General features: G+C 42.4%; 20 protein-coding genes and 1 tRNA gene. 7 read left to right on the top strand and 14 right to left on the bottom strand.

The window, feature by feature from the left end; translation table 11 throughout:
- Nucleotides 1–9: 9 nt before the first annotated feature.
- From ACSBL2_RS03275 to ACSBL2_RS03245, 7 genes are all read right to left on the bottom strand, one after another.
- A complete protein-coding gene (locus ACSBL2_RS03275) occupies nt 10–762 on the bottom strand; it encodes a glycosyltransferase family 2 protein (protein WP_442590245.1) in 753 nt (250 codons plus the stop codon).
- Nucleotides 752–2014: an ABC transporter ATP-binding protein gene (locus ACSBL2_RS03270; protein ID WP_442590244.1), complete on the bottom strand. Its 1263-nt coding sequence runs from the start codon at nt 2012–2014 to the stop codon at nt 752–754. The genes ACSBL2_RS03275 and ACSBL2_RS03270 overlap by 11 nt, the downstream gene beginning before the upstream one ends.
- Nucleotides 2015–2035: 21 nt before the next feature.
- Nucleotides 2036–2899, bottom strand: a complete 864-nt coding sequence (locus ACSBL2_RS03265; protein WP_442590243.1) for an ABC transporter permease — start codon at nt 2897–2899, stop codon at nt 2036–2038.
- Complete coding sequence (locus tag ACSBL2_RS03260) at nt 2883–4013, bottom strand: glycosyltransferase family 4 protein (RefSeq protein WP_442590242.1); 1131 nt, start codon at nt 4011–4013, stop codon at nt 2883–2885. The genes ACSBL2_RS03265 and ACSBL2_RS03260 overlap by 17 nt, the downstream gene beginning before the upstream one ends.
- 138 nt (nt 4014–4151) lie before the next feature.
- The gene (locus ACSBL2_RS03255; protein WP_442590241.1) at nt 4152–4667 is read right to left on the bottom strand and encodes a UpxY family transcription antiterminator; all 516 of its coding nucleotides are present in this window, start codon (nt 4665–4667) and stop codon (nt 4152–4154) included.
- 2 nt (nt 4668–4669) lie between these two features.
- On the bottom strand, nt 4670–7036 hold the full coding sequence (locus ACSBL2_RS03250) for a polysaccharide biosynthesis tyrosine autokinase (protein WP_442590240.1): 2367 nt from the start codon (nt 7034–7036) through the stop codon (nt 4670–4672).
- Complete coding sequence (locus ACSBL2_RS03245) at nt 7036–7761, bottom strand: polysaccharide biosynthesis/export family protein (RefSeq protein ID WP_442590239.1); 726 nt, start codon at nt 7759–7761, stop codon at nt 7036–7038. The genes ACSBL2_RS03250 and ACSBL2_RS03245 overlap by 1 nt, the downstream gene beginning before the upstream one ends.
- Before the next feature lie 174 nt (nt 7762–7935).
- Here ACSBL2_RS03245 and ACSBL2_RS03240 point away from each other — a divergent pair, with 174 nt between their 5' ends.
- Complete coding sequence (locus ACSBL2_RS03240; protein WP_442590238.1) at nt 7936–8676, top strand: glycosyltransferase family 2 protein; 741 nt, start codon at nt 7936–7938, stop codon at nt 8674–8676.
- 18 nt (nt 8677–8694) lie between these two features.
- A complete protein-coding gene (locus tag ACSBL2_RS03235) occupies nt 8695–9840 on the top strand; it encodes an MraY family glycosyltransferase (protein ID WP_442590237.1) in 1146 nt (381 codons plus the stop codon).
- 128 nt (nt 9841–9968) lie between these two features.
- On the opposite strand, the gene ACSBL2_RS03230 is transcribed toward ACSBL2_RS03235, so the two are convergent.
- Nucleotides 9969–10041, bottom strand: a tRNA-Phe gene (locus ACSBL2_RS03230).
- A gap of 210 nt (nt 10042–10251) precedes the next feature.
- Here ACSBL2_RS03230 and ACSBL2_RS03225 point away from each other — a divergent pair.
- The 3 genes from ACSBL2_RS03225 to ACSBL2_RS03215 are packed head-to-tail and all read left to right on the top strand — an operon-like array spanning nt 10252 to nt 13203.
- Nucleotides 10252–11547, top strand: a complete 1296-nt coding sequence (locus tag ACSBL2_RS03225) for a 4Fe-4S dicluster domain-containing protein (protein ID WP_442590236.1) — start codon at nt 10252–10254, stop codon at nt 11545–11547.
- Nucleotides 11548–11573: 26 nt separating this feature from the next.
- The gene (locus ACSBL2_RS03220) at nt 11574–12374 is read left to right on the top strand and encodes a (Fe-S)-binding protein (RefSeq protein WP_442590235.1); all 801 of its coding nucleotides are present in this window, start codon (nt 11574–11576) and stop codon (nt 12372–12374) included.
- Complete coding sequence (locus ACSBL2_RS03215; RefSeq protein WP_442590234.1) at nt 12364–13203, top strand: MBL fold metallo-hydrolase; 840 nt, start codon at nt 12364–12366, stop codon at nt 13201–13203. Before ACSBL2_RS03220 ends, ACSBL2_RS03215 begins: the two co-directional genes overlap by 11 nt.
- On the opposite strand, the gene ACSBL2_RS03210 is transcribed toward ACSBL2_RS03215, so the two are convergent.
- Nucleotides 13127–13594, bottom strand: coding sequence for a hypothetical protein (locus ACSBL2_RS03210; protein ID WP_442590233.1), 468 nt, complete (start codon nt 13592–13594; stop codon nt 13127–13129). The genes ACSBL2_RS03215 and ACSBL2_RS03210 overlap by 77 nt on opposite strands.
- Before the next feature lie 51 nt (nt 13595–13645).
- On the opposite strand from ACSBL2_RS03210, the gene ACSBL2_RS03205 reads away from it, so the two are divergent.
- A complete protein-coding gene (locus ACSBL2_RS03205; RefSeq protein ID WP_442590232.1) occupies nt 13646–14125 on the top strand; it encodes an ABC transporter ATPase in 480 nt (159 codons plus the stop codon).
- A 133-nt stretch (nt 14126–14258) separates the two neighbouring features.
- On the opposite strand, the gene mtgA is transcribed toward ACSBL2_RS03205, so the two are convergent.
- Nucleotides 14259–14981 carry a monofunctional biosynthetic peptidoglycan transglycosylase gene (gene mtgA / locus ACSBL2_RS03200; RefSeq protein ID WP_442590231.1) on the bottom strand — a complete coding sequence of 241 codons (723 nt, stop codon included), beginning with the start codon at nt 14979–14981 and terminating at the stop codon, nt 14259–14261.
- Between the two features lie 126 nt (nt 14982–15107).
- Between mtgA and ACSBL2_RS03195 the strand changes: the two genes are divergently transcribed.
- On the top strand, nt 15108–15404 hold the full coding sequence (locus ACSBL2_RS03195; RefSeq protein WP_442590230.1) for a hypothetical protein: 297 nt from the start codon (nt 15108–15110) through the stop codon (nt 15402–15404).
- Between the two features lie 69 nt (nt 15405–15473).
- Here the strand turns inward: ACSBL2_RS03195 and rplI are convergent, their stop codons facing one another.
- The 4 genes from rplI to ACSBL2_RS03175 form a co-directional block, all read right to left on the bottom strand.
- Entirely contained in the window at nt 15474–15917 is a 444-nt protein-coding gene (gene rplI, locus ACSBL2_RS03190; protein WP_442590229.1) for a 50S ribosomal protein L9, read from the bottom strand.
- Nucleotides 15918–15927: 10 nt separating this feature from the next.
- Nucleotides 15928–16191 (bottom strand): 30S ribosomal protein S18, encoded by a 264-nt coding sequence (gene rpsR / locus ACSBL2_RS03185; protein ID WP_008244392.1) that lies wholly within the window; start codon nt 16189–16191, stop codon nt 15928–15930.
- On the bottom strand, nt 16191–16553 hold the full coding sequence (gene rpsF / locus ACSBL2_RS03180) for a 30S ribosomal protein S6 (protein WP_442590228.1): 363 nt from the start codon (nt 16551–16553) through the stop codon (nt 16191–16193). The genes rpsR and rpsF overlap by 1 nt, the downstream gene beginning before the upstream one ends.
- Before the next feature lie 80 nt (nt 16554–16633).
- Nucleotides 16634–17884: a hypothetical protein gene (locus ACSBL2_RS03175; RefSeq protein ID WP_442590227.1), complete on the bottom strand. Its 1251-nt coding sequence runs from the start codon at nt 17882–17884 to the stop codon at nt 16634–16636.
- Between the last annotated feature and the right edge of the window lie 223 nt (nt 17885–18107).

The following is an 18107-nucleotide window of genomic DNA, read 5'->3' as shown; positions in this document are numbered from 1 at the left end:
GACATGGTCTTATCGCTTATAAGGCATCAATTTATCATGGAGCCGGAACACTATCTTTTTGATCAAAGATATATTGACCCACTTTTGATCAAATTTTTCTTTCTGACCTGTAGTCATTTCCTCCCGTTTATGGTCAAGTGTATCGTGGGATTTGCTGACCAGGTGTGTTACCCTCGAGTTCCTGATTAATGCATGTGCCAGTTTGTACTTCCACAGGGTATAATCGTAGTCATTGTCTGCATACCAGAAATCAAACTGTTCGTCCAAAGGACCAATGGTATTAAAAACAGTTCTTTTTACAAATAAACACCAGCCGGTAAGTGCACCATGTACCTTTCTCGTTTTATGCCTGAAAACAACATCACCGCCATTTTCAATGCTGGAATGGTATTCAAAATTCTCGCAATAGGGATTTGCAGATTTGATGGCAGGATCTGCTGCCATTGCTGCTAAAATTGTTGTCGCCCAATTTTTATGGTAAAGGAGGTCGTTGTTACAGAGACATACATAGGTGTTTGCTGTCCTGGAAATACCTATGTTCATATATTTGTTAAAGCCGAAGGTTTCCTCAGGATAGATCGTGGTAGTCCGCGGATACTGGTAAGGCGCCAGGCTTTTATCCGATTCAATGACCAGCACTTCAAAATGGACATCCTGCGGATTTTCTGACAAAAACAGGCTTTCAATCCCCTGAAGGGTTAGCTGCTTCAACTCTTCCGTCTTCGCATAGCTAAGAATGATAATATCTATGTTAACGGCCATTGTTGAAATGAAAACTATAGTCTATTTCCATCATTCCCCTTACACTTAAAGGATAAGGAAAAATCTGATTGGTCAACTCCTTTTGTACGACTTCAAACTGAAGCAGATTTAAAAAATCTTTATATAATAAATTTGATTGGATGTGCAGGGCAACACTGTATTTACCGGGAATGAGGGGCAGGTGTTTCATGCATCCGCTGATCTCCACCTTATTTTCCGTGGCACTGATCCTGAATAGCTCATCACAGCGAAGGTCCATAAAACCTACCTTTTGTTCCAGTTCATTGTAAATCTGGAGGACGACAGATTGAATGTTATTCCGCTCTGCGCTTTGAATGATCAAATGAAAGCTAAGGTCCTCATGAGAAATCAGTCTGGCTTTGTCGATCTCAAATAAGGAAAGGCTGACATCTTTATGCAAAGGATGATCAAGAAGACTGGTCTTTACGGGTTCCTCATTTGTTTTCCTGACATAGCTTGAAATGGCAGTTGCCACTTCTCCCTGATAGATCATCTGCCCGTTATTTAAGACCATCCCTTTATTACACAGGGACCTGATACTTTCCATATGGTGGCTGACAAACAATACCGTCCGTCCTTCTCCCTTACTGACCTCTCCCATTTTACCGAGGCATTTTTTCTGGAAGTCTGCATCTCCTACCGCCAATACTTCATCTACGATCAGTATTTCCGCCTCCAGGTGGGCAGCAACAGCGAAGGCAAGCCGGACATACATTCCGGAGGAGTAGCGTTTCACCGGAGTATCGATATACCTTTCCACACCGGCAAAGTCTACTATTTCGTCGAACTTACGCCTGATTTCCGACTTGCGCATCCCCATAATGGCACCATTCAGGTAAACGTTTTCCCTGCCTGTCAGTTCCGGATGGAAGCCTGTACCTACTTCAAGCAGGCTCGCAATGCGGCCCTTTATTTTTACATTTCCTGTAGTGGGACTGGTTACACGGCTTAAAATCTTGAGTAAAGTACTTTTTCCAGCTCCATTTCTTCCAATAATTCCTATAGCATCGCCCTGTTCGATATCAGCGTTTAAATCCCGCAGGCTCCAAACTATATTTCCAGCTCCCTTTTTGGTTCTGTCATTCGTTTCCCCAACTCGCAGAAAGGGATCTTCCTTCCCCCTTATCCCTGCCCACCACCGTTCCAGGTCCCGGGAGATAGTTCCTGTGCCTATTTCCCCCAGTTGATAGGCTTTGGAAAGGTTTTCTACCTTAATTGCACTATTACCCATGTAATTTATCCTGTAAGCCCATTAAACTGTATCCACAAATGTTTTTTCCACTTTATTAAATATGATGATCCCCAGCAGTATAATCCCGATAGCGACGCTTGTACAATAACCAAGGCTTCCCCAGCTGAAACTACCTGTACCCAGAAAACCATACCTGAAGGTTTCAATGATGGGTGTCATGGGATTATAGGCGATGACCCAGGCATAGGCAGGGTATTTAGCCAGTGCAGTCGACAGCGGATAGATGACTGTCGTAGCGTACATCAATAACTGCACACCGAAAGTCACCAGGAAGGCCAGGTCACGGTACTTTGTCGTCAGCGCCGATATGATCATCCCCAGTCCGAGTCCCAACAAAGCCATGAGCAACACCAGATAGGGGAACAATAAGATATACCAGTTCGGGCCGAATGCCCTGTTCAGCAGCAAATAGTAAATCATCATGATCAGGAATAGCAGAAATTGCACACCAAACCGTACCATATTGGAAGCCACGATACTTAGGGGCATAATTAACCTCGGAAAATATACCTTCCCGAAAATATTGGCATTATCTTTAAATACAGTACTTGTTTTGTTCAGACAGTCGGCGAAGTAATTCCAGCAGGTAATTCCTGCCATATAAAATAAAGGCTGCGGAAGGCCATCTGTAGATATTCCTGCAAGGTTACCAAAGATAAATGTAAAGATGGCCGTGGTAAAAACCGGCTGAATAAAGAACCATAGCGGGCCTAATATCGTCTGCTTATAAAAAGAAACGAAATCACGCTTCACCAATAACACCAACAGGTCCCGGTATTGCCATAGCTCCTTCAGCTTTAAGTCCAGCAGTTTATTTTCCTGGCTGATTTCTATATCCCAGGATTCTTCAGGTTGCATTTTCATCTAAAATTAATTTTTCCAGTCTGTTCCTGTATTCCTGTGCATTAAAGCTGTTGAAACATTGTTGTTGAATAGCCTTACGCGCTGAGATACTAAGGGGTTCCTGCAATTTCAGCAGCAATGCTTCTTCAAGTTCACTCTGGTTATCGGGATCAATAGCAGTGCCCATGGCAGGGTTACGTACGGCATCAAGACTGCCATCTGCATTGCCACAGATGACAGGCAGGCCAAAAGCCATGGCTTCAATAAATACGATTCCGAAACCTTCTTTTTTACTCGGCATGACAAACAAATCGGCCAGCATAAAATGATCAGCCAGCTCCGCTTCAGGAATAAATCCGGTGAGGATGACTTCCCCTTTAAGTCCTTCCTGCTGCACAAGTTGTTTCACACGGATCCTTTCATCTCCCTCACAGGGACCTGCCAATATATATTTTATCCCCTTCTTATGCTTACGGAGGACAGCCAGTGCTTTTATCACCTGGTCATATCCTTTAAATTTCTCCGTCCCTGCCATACGGGTCAAGGTAAAAACGACCTGGTCTGAAGCATCCAGGTGATAGCGTTCCTGTAAATAAGCGGGTTTTGTAAAATCTTCCGGAAGCCTTAAAAAAGGATCCAGCGCATTGTTCAGAACGGTACATTGGTCAGGCCGGGCACCCTGTCTGTTCATCACTTCCTCTTTCGTAAACCTGCTTACACAGATGACCTGATCTGCAATGCTCCATATCCATTTCTTCCAGAGGTTTAACGGCCTCCAGACTTCAATCCCATGTGCGATCAGCCAGATTTTACCACGGGGGTTAAATAATTTGAGGAGACACCCAATCAGGGAAAGGTTCACATGACTAAGGATTATGAGATCGGCTGCTAAGCCACTTCTCAAAGCCGCAAGTGTATAGCGGAATTTATTTTTGCTAAAGGCCTGGTACTGGTTGGAGGGGATATAGTCCGTAAGAAGGTCAGAAGGAGCATCATTTGAGGAATATACCCGAATATCCCAGTTATTTTTCCTGCCCAGTACAGCTAAGGCATGTGCAATCACACGGCCCATTTTTTGGATTCCCCCCGTTGCCCTGAACGTTTCTAAGGTTAAAAAAACTATTTTTTTTGACATGGTCTGTTATTTCATAGCTTCGCCTCCTGGGTCACAATTGCATGCGCAACCCAAACTATTCAACATCTTAAAAACACCACCGTCCTTTCAGCTGTGGTATGTTATTCCTCCGGGAAAATTGAAATCCCGGTTCTTTCGCTATGCCCGTTCTATCATCGCAAGCGGTACAGTTACCATAATCGACTGCTGTAAATCACCCAGCCTGATTAGAAACTTTGTTTTGGAGCCATAGGCTATAATTTCCCCGCGCATCCCTTTTAAAGGTCCGGCCTTGATTTCGACCTGCTCTCCAGGCATCAGATTTTCTGCTGTCACCTCCAGTTCATACGAACTGTCCAGCAGCAGCCGTAATTCTTCAATCTGCCGGTCGGGCATTGCGCTGACCTTTCCCGAAAAATAAATAAAGCGGGAAATTCCCTTCGTCATCAATACCTCCATTTGCTCCTGTGGGCTGATGCACACAAAGAGGTAGGATTTTATTAAAGGCTCATCTACCCACTTTTTCCGGTCACTCCACTGCCTCATCTGCCGCTGCAGGGGCAGATAGGTCTCTATTCCTTTTAAACGCAATGCCTGGTAAGCCTTTTTTTCCGCCCTTGAATGGGTATATACCGGATACCATCTTTTTATGTTTGTAGCAGCAGACAAATTCATCCCTATTTTCCATTACTGTAATACCCGGACTTCTCATAGCCACTGTAATCGGTATACCGGGTTCCATGATCTCCACGTTTTTTATAAAATCCACCATGCAGGCGGTTTTCTTCGAAAGCATTTAAAACGACCAGCATATTTGTTAAATGATATTCTTCTGAAAGGCGATCCGGCAAAGACGCGGCATGGTAGGTTGACCTGCCATAGCGGATGACGAAAAGGTTGATATCACTCCAGCGAATCAGCGGGATGGAATCTGAGACCAGGCCTATGGGAGCGGTATCAATTATTATAATTTCATACCTTTCTTTGAGCAATTGCAGTAAACCTGACATCCGTTCACTGTTCAGTAATTCTGAGGGGTTTGGTGGAATAATTCCCGAACTGATAAAATCGAAATTCTTATTCTCCACCCACTGGATGATCTCATCAACCGTACACTGGTTGATGAGATAATTACTTAATCCCCTGTCAGGTGAGCATCCGAAAGTTTTATGCAATTTCGGACGTCGCAGGTCAGCCCCAATGACCACCACTTTTTTATCAATCAGGGACAGGGTACTTGCCAGGCTAATGGCCACAAATGTTTTTCCCTCTCCTGAGACTTCCGATGTCACACAGATGACCTTACTGTTCTTCTCTGAAGCGAGGAAATTCAGGTTGGTACGTATAGCACGTACCGATTCTGCAAATACAGAACGTGATTTACTCAAGGCCAGAATTTGGGAGCTGTCTTCATCAATTTCATCCGGAAATTTATTGATGACACCAATGATCGGCTGATGTGTGGTATGCTCCACATATTCTTTATCATAAATATATGGGTTTGATAACCTGATCAAAATGATGATGCCTATTCCCCCTAAAAATCCCAACAGGATCGCACTGCGATACACTTCAGCGGCCACAGGAGCTACAGGATGGGTATTCACTTGTGCATGCTCAATAATTGTCGCACCGGGTATAATCGCAGAACGATTGATTTGTGCCTCTAGTTTTTTCTCTGAAAGGAAAGAATATACCTTCTCACTGATTTCAAAATCCCGGCGCAAACTCACCATATCCCTTTCGGCAGCAGGAAGAGCTGAAACCTGATTGTTGGCCTGTGACAGCTGCTGGTTCAGGTATTCCATATTCTTCCTGATCCGCTGTGCTGAGGCCCGGATATTTTGCAAGGCTGCATTTTTTACCTGTTCAATCTGCCTGTCCAGATCAGCTACTGTCTGGGAAGAAGGGCTGTAGGTTTTTAGCAGTACATTTCTGTCGGACAGCAGACTGTTGAAATTCGCAATAAGGGTGGCCAGCAAGGGGTCAATATTTCCTTCCATGCTGAAATTCAGGCTGACATTGCTCCTCTTGTCTGTCATTTGTGTATGGAGCTGATCAATCGCAATAAGCTGGATTTTCAATAAGGAGCGCTGTGATTCAAGTTCAGTAACTTTAGCCAGGAAAACTCCGGAGGAGGCACTTACATCCAATACGCCCGATTGCTGCTTTTGTTTTTCCATGGAGCGCTCTGCTCCTTTGACCTGGGTAGACAGGTATTGCTGCTGTTCGCTGATAAAGCGGATCATCTGGGTGGCCGACTTGGTCTTCTGATCACGGTCATAATTCAGGTACTCGTCCATCATGGCATTCAGAATATCTGCCGCAAACTGGGGGTTGGAATCTGTTTGCTGTATGGTTACCACATTTGAATTTTTGATTGCCTCATCTGCACGGAGTCCCCGGCGAACCCTGTTTAAGAACTGCGCTGGCTGGTTAAACCGGAACTGATAAACCGTATTTGAAGGTATACTCCCAGGATTTTTCAGGGTAAAGGAAACCTTACCTATGTTGACCGGGGTATGGTAGCGAAATTTCTTAACATTTTGCCGGTCTCCCTGGCTCCAGGAAAGCTGAAAATACTGCTCATCCAGCGGTTTGTAAGTAATGATATCCTGGTAAAAATCCAGCGTATCAAATTTCAGAAAATCAATCTTTAATGGCTTGTTGGGATAAATATCATAAGTCCGCATGCGACCTGAACTATAGAAGGAAATTCTGTAGTCCAGCTTTCTGATGGCACTCAGCAGCAAGCCCTGGCTTTGCAGGATATATCGCTCACTTTCCAGCCCGGAGGCTGTCTTTCCTGAATTATTCATCACATTGATCATGTCTGATATTTCAGACCTTTTTTCCTCAAATTTGATGATTCCTGATGTTGCATACGTTTTGGGCGTATACCATAAATACAAATAAGCACAGAGTACGCCCAGCAAAACCATTCCCAAAAGGATATACCACCGGCTGAATAGTATAGCCGCTATTTTCAGGTAATCAATTTCTCTGTTGTTCAGCTTTTTCTGAACGCTTTTATTTTCCTGCATCAACGGGTGATGGTATAAATGATCAATGCTGTATTTAATAAGGCAACAATAGGCTGCAGAACAGCCGACATACTTTTCAGTTTATCGGAGTTCACCGCCCGCTTATTCTGGGTGATATAAATGATATCATTGTGCCGGAGTATCGTCCGGGGATCTGAAAGTGTCCTGACATCACTGAGGTCAAACTCCATCACCTGCGGATTGTCCATTCCTCCCCTTACAATCTTAATATTTTTGATATTCGCACGTTCATTCAAGCCTCCTCCTTCTCCAATCATCTCAATGAGCGAAGTCTTGTCTTTCATCAGGTTGTAAATGCCCTGTTTATTGATCTCTCCCAGTAAGGTTACTTTCAAACTGATAATTTTCAATTCTATAATAGGATCTTTGAGTTCCTTGCGGTAGAGGTTTTCAATTTTTAATGCCGCTTCATGCCTGCTCAGTCCGCCTACCTGTACATGCCCCAGAATGGGCAGTGCGACAGTGCCATCATTTTCCACCTGGTAAGTCTGCCCTTCATCCTTCCCACCCTCAGCTTTTGCACTGGAGACTGTAACCGGTTCATCAACGATGTACTTTCTATGCTGCAGGTTTCTTACCTGCAACACATCCTGCGGATGGATGGTATATTCCCTCATTTGTCCGGTGTCTTTAGTCAGGTAAGGGCCGCTGTTCTTTTCAAAAAAGACCTGATGCTGTTTATAACTGCAAGAATAACAAGCCAAAATAAAAATAAAAAGCACGAAGAGAAAAAGACTTTTATTGAACAACCGCATATAATGAAAAAAATTGCGCAGCAACGCAAACTTATAGTAATTATCAAAATTACAATTAAATTGTTAATTTATAATATTAATTGTAAATATATCATAATATTATATAAATTTGCCGTTGAAATTGTGAATATATCATTGGTTACAGTCAGCTATAATGCAGCGGAAACCATACAGAAATGTATAGATTCTGTGAGGATGCAATCCTATGCGCATATTGAACACATCATTGTTGATGGAAATTCTAGCGATCAGACACTTGAGATCATTAATGCCAACATGGATGGGATCAGTGTCTTCAAATCGGAGGCAGACCAGGGTATTTATGATGCGATGAACAAGGGAATACAAATGGCAACCGGAAGTGTTGTGGGGATGTTAAACGCTGATGATTATTTCGCGAACGAACATGTGCTGAGTGATATCGCACAGCTATTTGAAAGTACGGATACTGACATCGTTTATACAGATTTAGATTACCTGAATAAAAAAGGTGAAGTGGTCAGAAAATGGCGTTCGGGAAAATTCAGCAGCAACAGGTTTAATTTCGGCTGGATGCCCCCTCATCCCACCTTCTATGCAAGGAAAGAATGTTTTGACAAGTTTGGACTTTATCAACTGAATTATGGGACTGCAGCGGATTATGAACTGATGTTAAGGTTCATGTACAGGAAACCTGTAAAGGTGGCTTACCTGAATAAGGTGACGGTCAATATGGTGACCGGAGGGGTAAGCAACAGCACTTTTAAGAACAGGATCAATGCATGGAAAGGAGATTGGAAAGCCATGCGGGCAAATCACCTGCGCATTCCGATGTTAAGCCTCCCCCTTAAGCCGCTACGTAAAATTATACAATTCTATGTCTAAACACAGCGCTGCACTCTTATGACAGAATTAATCTCCGTTTCCGATCTAAAGAGTCACCATTGGATGTTCTGCTGTGTCGTTCTCTTGTCGTCTTTTGGCGTCACGTTCTTCACTATCCCTTCAATCATACATGTAGCGAAATTCAGGAATTTCTATGATGACCCCGGACATCAAAGGAAAAAACATCAAAACAGTATTCCACGTTTGGGGGGGATTGCCATATTTATCAGTTTCATGATCACGATATTATTATTTGACATCAGGGATCAGTGCCTTCCCATCAACTACCTGTTGACGGCCTGTATGATGATCTTCGCCATGGGGTTAAAAGACGATCTCCTGGGTGTTAATCCTGCGACAAAGTTCTTCATCCAATTTCTTGCCGCAGCCACCATCGTGGTATTGGGAGAAGTTCGTTTCAGCAGTATGTATGGCCTTTTTGGAGTTTATGACATCCATTATGCCTTCAGTATCATGCTTTCAGTGTTGACGATAATGTTCCTGATCAATGCTTTTAACCTCGTTGATGGCATTGATGGTCTGGCAGGTATAACAGGAATTGTTGTTCACCTTGCCTTTGCCGCTTTATTCCTCTATACCCATCAATATTCTCTGGCTTTGGTATCCCTAACCATCACAGGTGCAATTTCAGGTTTCATCAGGTTTAATCTTAGTCCGGCAAGGATATTTATGGGAGATACCGGTTCCTTAATGATCGGGCTGATTTCTGCGGTAATGGCGATTACTTTTGTAGAGTCGAATAAATTCATCAGCAGTGAGGAATCAGACATCAGTTCTGCTCCGGCAATAGCGATTGCTATCCTCATTGGACCGATAGCTGATACCATGCGGGTATTTGTACTGCGTATTTTAAAAGGCCATTCCCCCTTCAAAGCAGACCGGAACCATATCCATCACCGCCTACTGGATCTGGGATTGACGCATCTTCAGACAACCCTCCTGCTGGTGATGGCCAATTTACTGATCATTGTACTGGCCTTTCTGCTCAGCCATTTAGGTAATGCTATTTTTATGGCCTTGATTACGGTTCTCCTGTTCCTTTTGAACTGGCTGCTCGGTATGTTGTTGCGGTATAAAAAACAGCATCATGCGATGTCAACACGGTTATACGCAGATAAAACCAGCAGCCCATTGCATCATTAAGATAACCTTCAAACAGAGAAGCCTTTAAAGTTACAACGGTTACCGGCTGATATCCGCTACTGACTGGGCAACCTGCTATAAGCAAAAAAGCCTGTCTTCATTAAAATGAAAACAGGCTTTTTCAGCAGTGGTGCGGGACGGGATCGAACCGCCGACACAAGGATTTTCAATCCTTTGCTCTACCGACTGAGCTACCGCACCAACATATCTCAACAAGTTTAACCTTGTTTCCCCTCGGTTGGGAGCGCAAAGATAGTTTCTTTTTTCAAATACAAAACCTTTTTTTAAAAAAGTTTATTTAATCATAAGAATTTATTTAAAACAGCTCTAAATTCCCAAATTTATGCATGCATAGCAATTTGTTTGCGCTATTTCTTTTAACTTAGCCACAAAATCAAGATTAACCAGGTAATGATTTCACAAATTCTGTTTATAGCAATTACACTAGCCGCAATTGCCCTGTTTAGCTTCAATCTGAAGAAGGTTATCCGGAATATTAAATTAGGAAGGTCAGCCGACAGGTTTGACCAGCCTAAAAAGAGGATGATCACCATGATTAAAGTTGCCCTCGGTCAGACTAAAATGGTGGTCCGCCCTATTCCTGCTGTTCTGCATTTCATCGTTTATATCGGCTTTGTCATCATCAATCTGGAGGTCCTCGAAATCATGATTGACGGGGCTTTTGGAACGCACCGTGTTTTTGGGGGACTTGGAAGCCTCTACAACTTCCTGATTGGCGGGTTTGAATTCCTTGCCCTTGGCGTATGGTTATCCTGCGCAATTTTCCTGATCCGCAGGAATATTCTAAAACTCAAAAGGTTCCAGGCAAGGGAAATGACCGGCTGGCCTAAATCGGATGCAAACTACATCCTGTTCACAGAGATCCTGCTGATGTCAGCCTTTCTGATCATGAATGCTGCCGATGCAAAACTGCAGGCCCTGGGTGCAGGCCACTATATCCAGGCTGGGGCTTTCCCTGTAAGCCAGTATCTACAACACCTGCTTCCTGTTTCAGAGGGTAGCCTTATTGCGATAGAAAGAGGCTGCTGGTGGTTCCATATCATCGGCATATTTGCTTTCCTGAACTACCTGCCTTATTCCAAACACTTCCACATCCTGTTTGCTTTTCCGAACACTTATTTTTCCAACCTGGAACCGAAAGGGGAATTTACGAATATGCAGAGTGTCACCAATGAGGTAAAGGCAATGCTCGACCCTTCTTTCACCCCTCCAGAAGCTGAAGCCGGCCGCTTTGGTGCCAAAGATGTGAATGACCTGACCTGGGTAAACCTGATGAATGCCTATACCTGCACGGAGTGTGGACGCTGTACGTCAGTATGCCCTGCCAACCTTACAGGAAAATTGCTTTCTCCACGCAAGATCATGATGGACACGCGTGACAGAATGGAGGAAGTAGGGAAAAGCATGGATAAAAACGGGCCAGGTTTTGATGATGGAAAATCACTGATTGATGATTATATCACAAGAGAGGAAATATGGGCCTGTACCAGTTGTAATGCCTGTACTGAAGCCTGCCCGATCAATATTGACCCCTTAGCGATTATTACTGAAGTAAGGCGGTATGCCGTAATGGAAGAATCCCAGGCTCCTGCAAGTATCAATACCATGCTTGGGAACATTGAGAATAATGGTGCCCCATGGAAATATTCTCCGGCCGACAGGTTGAACTGGGCGAAGGAAAGTTAATTTAAATTTATTACTCCATAAGAATAATGAGCGGGAAATTTAATATAGAAGTACCTACAATGGCTGAAATGATGGCCAGGGGTGAAGAGCCGGAAATCCTTTTCTGGGTGGGCTGTGCAGGCAGTTATGACGAACGTGCACAGAAAATAACGCGTGATATCTGTAAGATCCTTCATCATGTGGGAATGAAATATGCCGTATTGGGCACTGAAGAAAGCTGCACCGGTGATCCGGCGAAACGTGCTGGAAATGAATTTCTTTTCCAGATGCAGGCCATGACCAATATAGAGGTCCTGAATGCCTATAATATTAAAAAAATTGTAACCGGTTGTCCGCATTGCTTCAATACGCTAAAAAATGAATACCCGGCATTGGGTGGTACCTATGAAGTGATCCACCATACCCAGCTTATCCAGGGACTGATTAATGAGGGAAAACTGAAAGCAGAAGGCGGTGAGAGCTTCAAAGGTAAAAAGATAACTTATCATGACCCTTGTTATTTAGGTCGCGGTAATGGCGTGTATGAAGCCCCAAGGGAAGCCCTGGAGTTGCTTGATGCACAACTGACGGAAATGAGACGCTGCAAGTCTAACGGACTTTGTTGCGGTGCAGGTGGCGCACAAATGTTTAAGGAACCTGAAAAAGGAGATAAAGACATTAATATGGAAAGGATTGAGGAAGCCCTGGAAACCAATCCGAACATTATCGCTGCCGGCTGTCCGTTCTGCATGACCATGCTGAAAGATGGGGTGAAAATGAAAGATCAGGAGCAAAATGTAGAGGTACTTGATATTGCAGAAATTACAGCAAGGGCCAATGGATTGTAATCCCCTATATATTACTTCACTGAATTCAGGCAGCAATGGGAATTGTTATTATGTGGGCAATTCCACTGAAGCCATCCTGGTAGACGCTGGAATCTCCTGCCGGGAAACAGAAAGGAGAATGCTTAAACTGGGCCTTTCGATGGGCAGGGTTAAGGCAATCTTCATTTCTCATGAACACGGAGATCACATTCGCGGCTTAACGGTGATGGCGAAAAAATACAGCATCCCTGTCTATATCAGTCATGGAACGATCAGTAACAGTAAATTAAGTCTGCCGGAAAACCTTATCCGTAATTTCACAAGCCATGAGGTCATAGCAGTCGGTTCCCTTAATATCACCTGTTTTCCAAAAATACATGATGCAGCAGAGCCGCATAGTTTTATGGTTTCCTGCGGAGCAGTTAAAGTAGGCGTCTTTACCGATCTGGGTAAAGTATGCGAGCAACTGAGCCTACATTTCCAACAATGTAATGCGGCTTTCCTGGAAGCCAATTATGATGAAGAACTGCTGCAGACCGGAAGTTACCCGTATTACCTGAAGCAAAGGATCAGCGGTGGCATGGGACATCTCAGCAACCGTCAGGCACTCGACTTGTTCAATCAGTTCAGGCCAGTTAATTTAAGTCATCTGCTGCTGTCTCATCTGTCAAAGGATAACAATGATCCTGAGCTGGTAGAACACCTGTTCAATCAGCATGCAGAGGGAACAACGATTGTCATCGCGACACGCTATGCAGAAACACCCTTGTTTACTATCGGCGTAAGGCAAGACTCATCTTCTGAATCTTCAGCTCCAGCTCATTCAGATCTTCAGCTTCCATATTTTTAAGGGGGATAGTCAGGTAAGTGGCCATACTGTCGATATCCCCACCACGCTTGTCATTATAAGTCTGTACAATGACATCCTCTCCCCGGGTACGCATAAATAAGATTCCATTGCCTGTATTGCCCAGGTAATCGATATTTTTAAACTTTAAAAGGTTAAAGGAGAAATATTCTATCTTCCCGTTGTTAAAAAACCGTTTATAACGACAAAAGCCGTTACTGGTCATATTCAGCTCATATCTTTTGATCTGCCCTGAAATTAAATCATAATGGTCTGTTAGTTTTTGTTGTATTTCCCCCAGCTCATCTGCTGCCGGATCTGCTGAAAAAGATAGTGATATGACACATAATGAGATAAATACGCCAATTTTCAAGGAAAATGTAAACTTTTTCATTAGGTTTATTATTTTGAGAGTTCAATTTAAATAAAATGTTAAATTTGTATTATGAGTTTTTCTCCACAATCTAAAGTTTGGATCTACCAGAGTGACCGTGAGTTCAGTAATGAGGAAGTTAGTGCTATTCAGCAACAACTAAATCATTTTACTTCAGAATGGAAAGCTCATGGTCACCAGTTACAGGCCAGGGCCGAAGTTTTATACCATTATTTCATTGTCTTTATTGTTGATGAGTCTGCAGCCGGGGCTTCCGGATGTTCTATTGACGCATCAGTGAGGATTATTAAAGGGCTGGAAATCGAATACAGTGTTGATTTATTCAATCGTTTTAACATGGCCTATAAGGTTGGTGATAAAGTAGTCTCTGTAAATAAAGAAGATTTTGAAACGCTGATCAGCATTAAAAAGATTACACCGGATTCTATTGTATTCAACAATCTTGTACAAACACTTGCTGAGTTCGAGACCAAATGGGAAGTTCCTTTTAAAGATAGCTGGCACCAGAAAGTATTTGCAGATTTACTGTAAATCTCCTTGTTTATACTGGCTCCGGTCTGAGGTAAAACCTTTGCTTAAAATAATTATGGCTTCAGCCCATCAATAATTATTTTAGGCATACCGTTTTCAGATGGATTGCATCTCTGCTTTAGTCCGCGGATGCCTAAAACTTCAGCGGCCCCAATCTTCTGATATTTTGCATAATCAGGTATTGTCTGTGCCTGATGTAACGTGTTGGATGCAATGGTGTCCAGCGTAAAGGATTAGGAAAACAAGCGACAATCATAGCCGCCTGTGCCCGGGTCAATTCCGTACAGGATTTCCCATAATAAGCCTGTGCTGCAGCTTCAGCTCCATAAATACCGTCTCCCATCTCGATCACATTCAGGTATACTTCGAGGATACGCTCCTTACCCCATAACAGTTCTATTAAAATGGTGAAATAGGCTTCAAAACCTTTCCTTACCCATGATCTTCCAGGCCAGAGGAACACATTCTTTGCCGTCTGTTGTGAAATGGTACTTCCTCCCCTCACTTTACTTCCATCCTTGTTGGAAGAATAAGCCCTGCTGATGGCTTTCATGTCAAAGCCGGCATGATGAACAAAAAGCTGATCTTCTCCGGCAACGGCAGCTCTTTGTATTGCGGTTGATATATCCTGCAGATCTACCCAGTCTTTCTCTATCTTAAACGCTTTCCCATCGGCTTTACGCTCTACATTACGCATCACCATCAACACGGTAATTGGCGGATTGATAAACCGGTAGGCGAGCACCCACAGTACCGTCACCATCAGAAAGTACAGCAGCACCCGCCAGGCCAATGCACGTAAAACCTTAAGATTAAATCGCTTCGACTGTTTATTGCTTCTTATTTTTCCGGCCATCGCCCAAAGTTAATAAAAAGCAAGAAATGTAAATTCAAAAAATGCCAGCTGCTGTAATTGATATACAACAGGATTAGGTCTGAGAATTTGATTAGCTTTGTCTGTATTTTTACTCAGATTAGAATAATGAAATTTACAGCATCGAGACTCTCAGAAGGAAACAAGGTTTTTCCTGCGGAGATCTATTTAGAAGAAAATAACGTTGAGATTAAAGCTCCGGGCTTGTTCAGCGGCGACTCCAAGTATCTGAACTATGAAGATATTACAGCTATTGAAGTAGATTCACCTATGATTGGTTTCTCTACCCTCCGCTTATTCCACAATGGCAATAAGGTTGAAGTTCATGGTTTCTCTAAAAGTGACATCAAAGAGATCAGGAGGATTATCGACGAAAACAGGTCAAAAAGAAGGAGAGGCCTTTAGAAAAAATAATTAAGGCATAAAAAAAGCGTCCTGATTGATCAGGACGCTTTTTTTATAGGTGTAAGAAGATTACTCAGCTACAACTTCGAAAGGAACTTTAACTTTCACTTCTTTGTGCAAGTTTAAGTTGGCAACATATTCACCAACAAATTTAGGTTCAGTTTCGAAAGTGATACGGCGACGGTCAACATCAAAACCTTGTTGTTTTAATGCTTCAGCAATCATGATCGTGTTTACAGCACCAAAAATCTTACCTGTTTCACCAGCTTTAGCACCGATAGACAGTTTAACATCAGTTAAACGTGTAGCGATACTTTCAGCATCTTTCTTAATTTTATCTTGTTTAAAAGCAGCTTGCTTTAAGTTTTCTGCCAATACTTTTTTAGCAGATGGTGTAGCTAAAGCACCGAATCCTTGTGGGATAAGGTAGTTACGACCGTAACCAGGCTTTACGTTTACAATATCATCTTTCTCTCCAAGAGATTTGATGTCCTGTTTTAATATAATTTCCATGTCTCAGCTCCTATTTTAATTGGTCAGCAACGAAAGGTAACAAACCAATGTGGCGAGAACGTTTTACCGCTTGAGCCACTTTACGTTGAAATTTCAATGAAGTACCGGTTAAACGGCGTGGTAAAATTTTACCCTGGTCATTGATGAATTTCAATAAAAAGTTTGCGTCTTTATAATCAATATATTTAATACCATTCTTTTTGAAACGGCAATATTTTTTTCTGTTATCGTCCACTTTTGGAGCGGTAACATATTGTATCTGATCTTTAGCCATTATGCTGCAGCCTCCTCTTTCTTAGGTTTTTTGTTAAAAGCACCACTGCGTTTCTTCTCATTATAGGCAACCGCGTGACGGTCTAATCTAATGGTTAAGAAACGTAGAACACGCTCATCGCGTTTTAGTTCTAATTCCAACTTGTTAATTAATTCACCTGAAGATTTGTACTCTGTAAGGTGGAAAAATCCGCTTGCTTTTTTTTCAATCGGATACGCTAATTTTCTCAAACCCCAATTGTCCTCTTGAACAATTTCGGCTCCGCTGTCAGTAATGATTTTGCTGAATTTCGCTAATGTTTCTTTCGCAACTTCTTCTGACAACAACGGGGTTAGAACGATAACAGTTTCGTACTGATTCATTGTTATGATTATTTTATGTTAAATCCCATATTTACTACGGGGTTGCAAACTTAAGAATAAATTTCTATAAATCAAAAGATTTAATGCTTGCCAAACAGGTAATTAACCCCAATACGGTATCGCTCCATGCTGATGGAATAATATACGTACCGGGTGATTGACGAACGAAACTGATAACCGCCAACGATCTCAATTCTTTTATTCAGCGTCACACCCGCTGTAACTGGAAACACAAAGTTGAACTTTTCCAATTCAACATAGTCTTTCCGCTCATAATGCGCTTTAACAGCGCCATAATTTATATCCGTGATATGGAGGTTATTGGAATAACTGGAAAAGCTGAATCCTACACCCATCCCGAGAAAAGCTTTAATATTATCGGCATTATACACGTGATAGATGATTTGTGGGGTAAAAATTAAGGACTTCTGATCGAAAGTATGCTTTACGAAAGACTCCGGTTCAGCGACATGTGCGGAATTTTCATTTTTGCTCATCAGGAACGTGAGTTCCGTTCTGAAAACCAACCTTCTGATTGCAGGGTTGACAAAAACATCAGCACCCACAGTTACATAAGGCATATAGGAAGTTTTACTCTTTACATCCGGATAAGCCAAGGCATTGTCTCCTGAATATTTAGCCTGGGTCAACGATATTCCTGCTCCGGCAAAATACCTCACTTTTTTGTACTTCGACTTTTCGATTTCCTGCCCATTTAAATAAGCCACCAGTTTTTTTAGCTCGTGTGCTTTATAATTTAACCTCGCCAGTTTTTTCTCCTCTTCAGCAGTTTCATTTTTGAACTTTCTCATCACAAGGAGTAGCTGGCGCTGGTATTTATCATCTGTTACGATCGTTGAAGGTTGATCACGCCTGAAATAAAGTTGCCTAATCAATTCGTAGGGTTTGGACTGTCCCTTTTCCAGGATATAAAATCTCTCCTTTATTTTATCCGTGTAGGAAAACAGCGTTAGGTTCTCTCCTCTCTGTAAAACTTTCAAAAATACAGTATCTGTAAGCTGAGTAGTGTCAGGACCAGACGAAAGTTCAGAAGGGCTGACCCGGCTTTGGCTAATCCCCACTGCATACCGCTCAAAACTATCCATATTGTCTATCGCATAGGCAGAGCAATTGTTTACCGTATACTTGATCATATCCCCGGACTGGGTTTTAAAATTGAATACACTTGGATTGATTGTACGTTCCTTGTAATTGACATATCCCATTAAGGTATCTTTGGAGTTGGTTACAACATATCCTTGTTGGAAATTAGATTGAGCAAGTGATAAAAATGGGGTAACAAGCATTAAGCCGAAAAGAAAGCGTTTCATATAATAAGTATAACATTAAGGCGGCTAAGTTAATTGTAATTCATGTCACTCCAAACTTTTTTTCGCAAATTCCTATGCGATTATTTTCATTCTTTTTGCTCCATCCTCATCTGGAACAGGCCTGATTTATTTTACCACAGTGATTATAAAATAATTAATCCCATCGCCTATATTTTATTTACCAAAAATCATCCAAGCTCCATAAAAAATCTCTAATTTCGCT

This window comes from Pedobacter sp. AW31-3R (genome assembly GCF_052180285.1).
Taxonomy (GTDB): domain Bacteria; phylum Bacteroidota; class Bacteroidia; order Sphingobacteriales; family Sphingobacteriaceae; genus Pedobacter.
The sequence above is the reverse complement of the archived record's forward strand: the minus strand, read 5'-3'. Positions and strand labels throughout refer to the sequence as shown.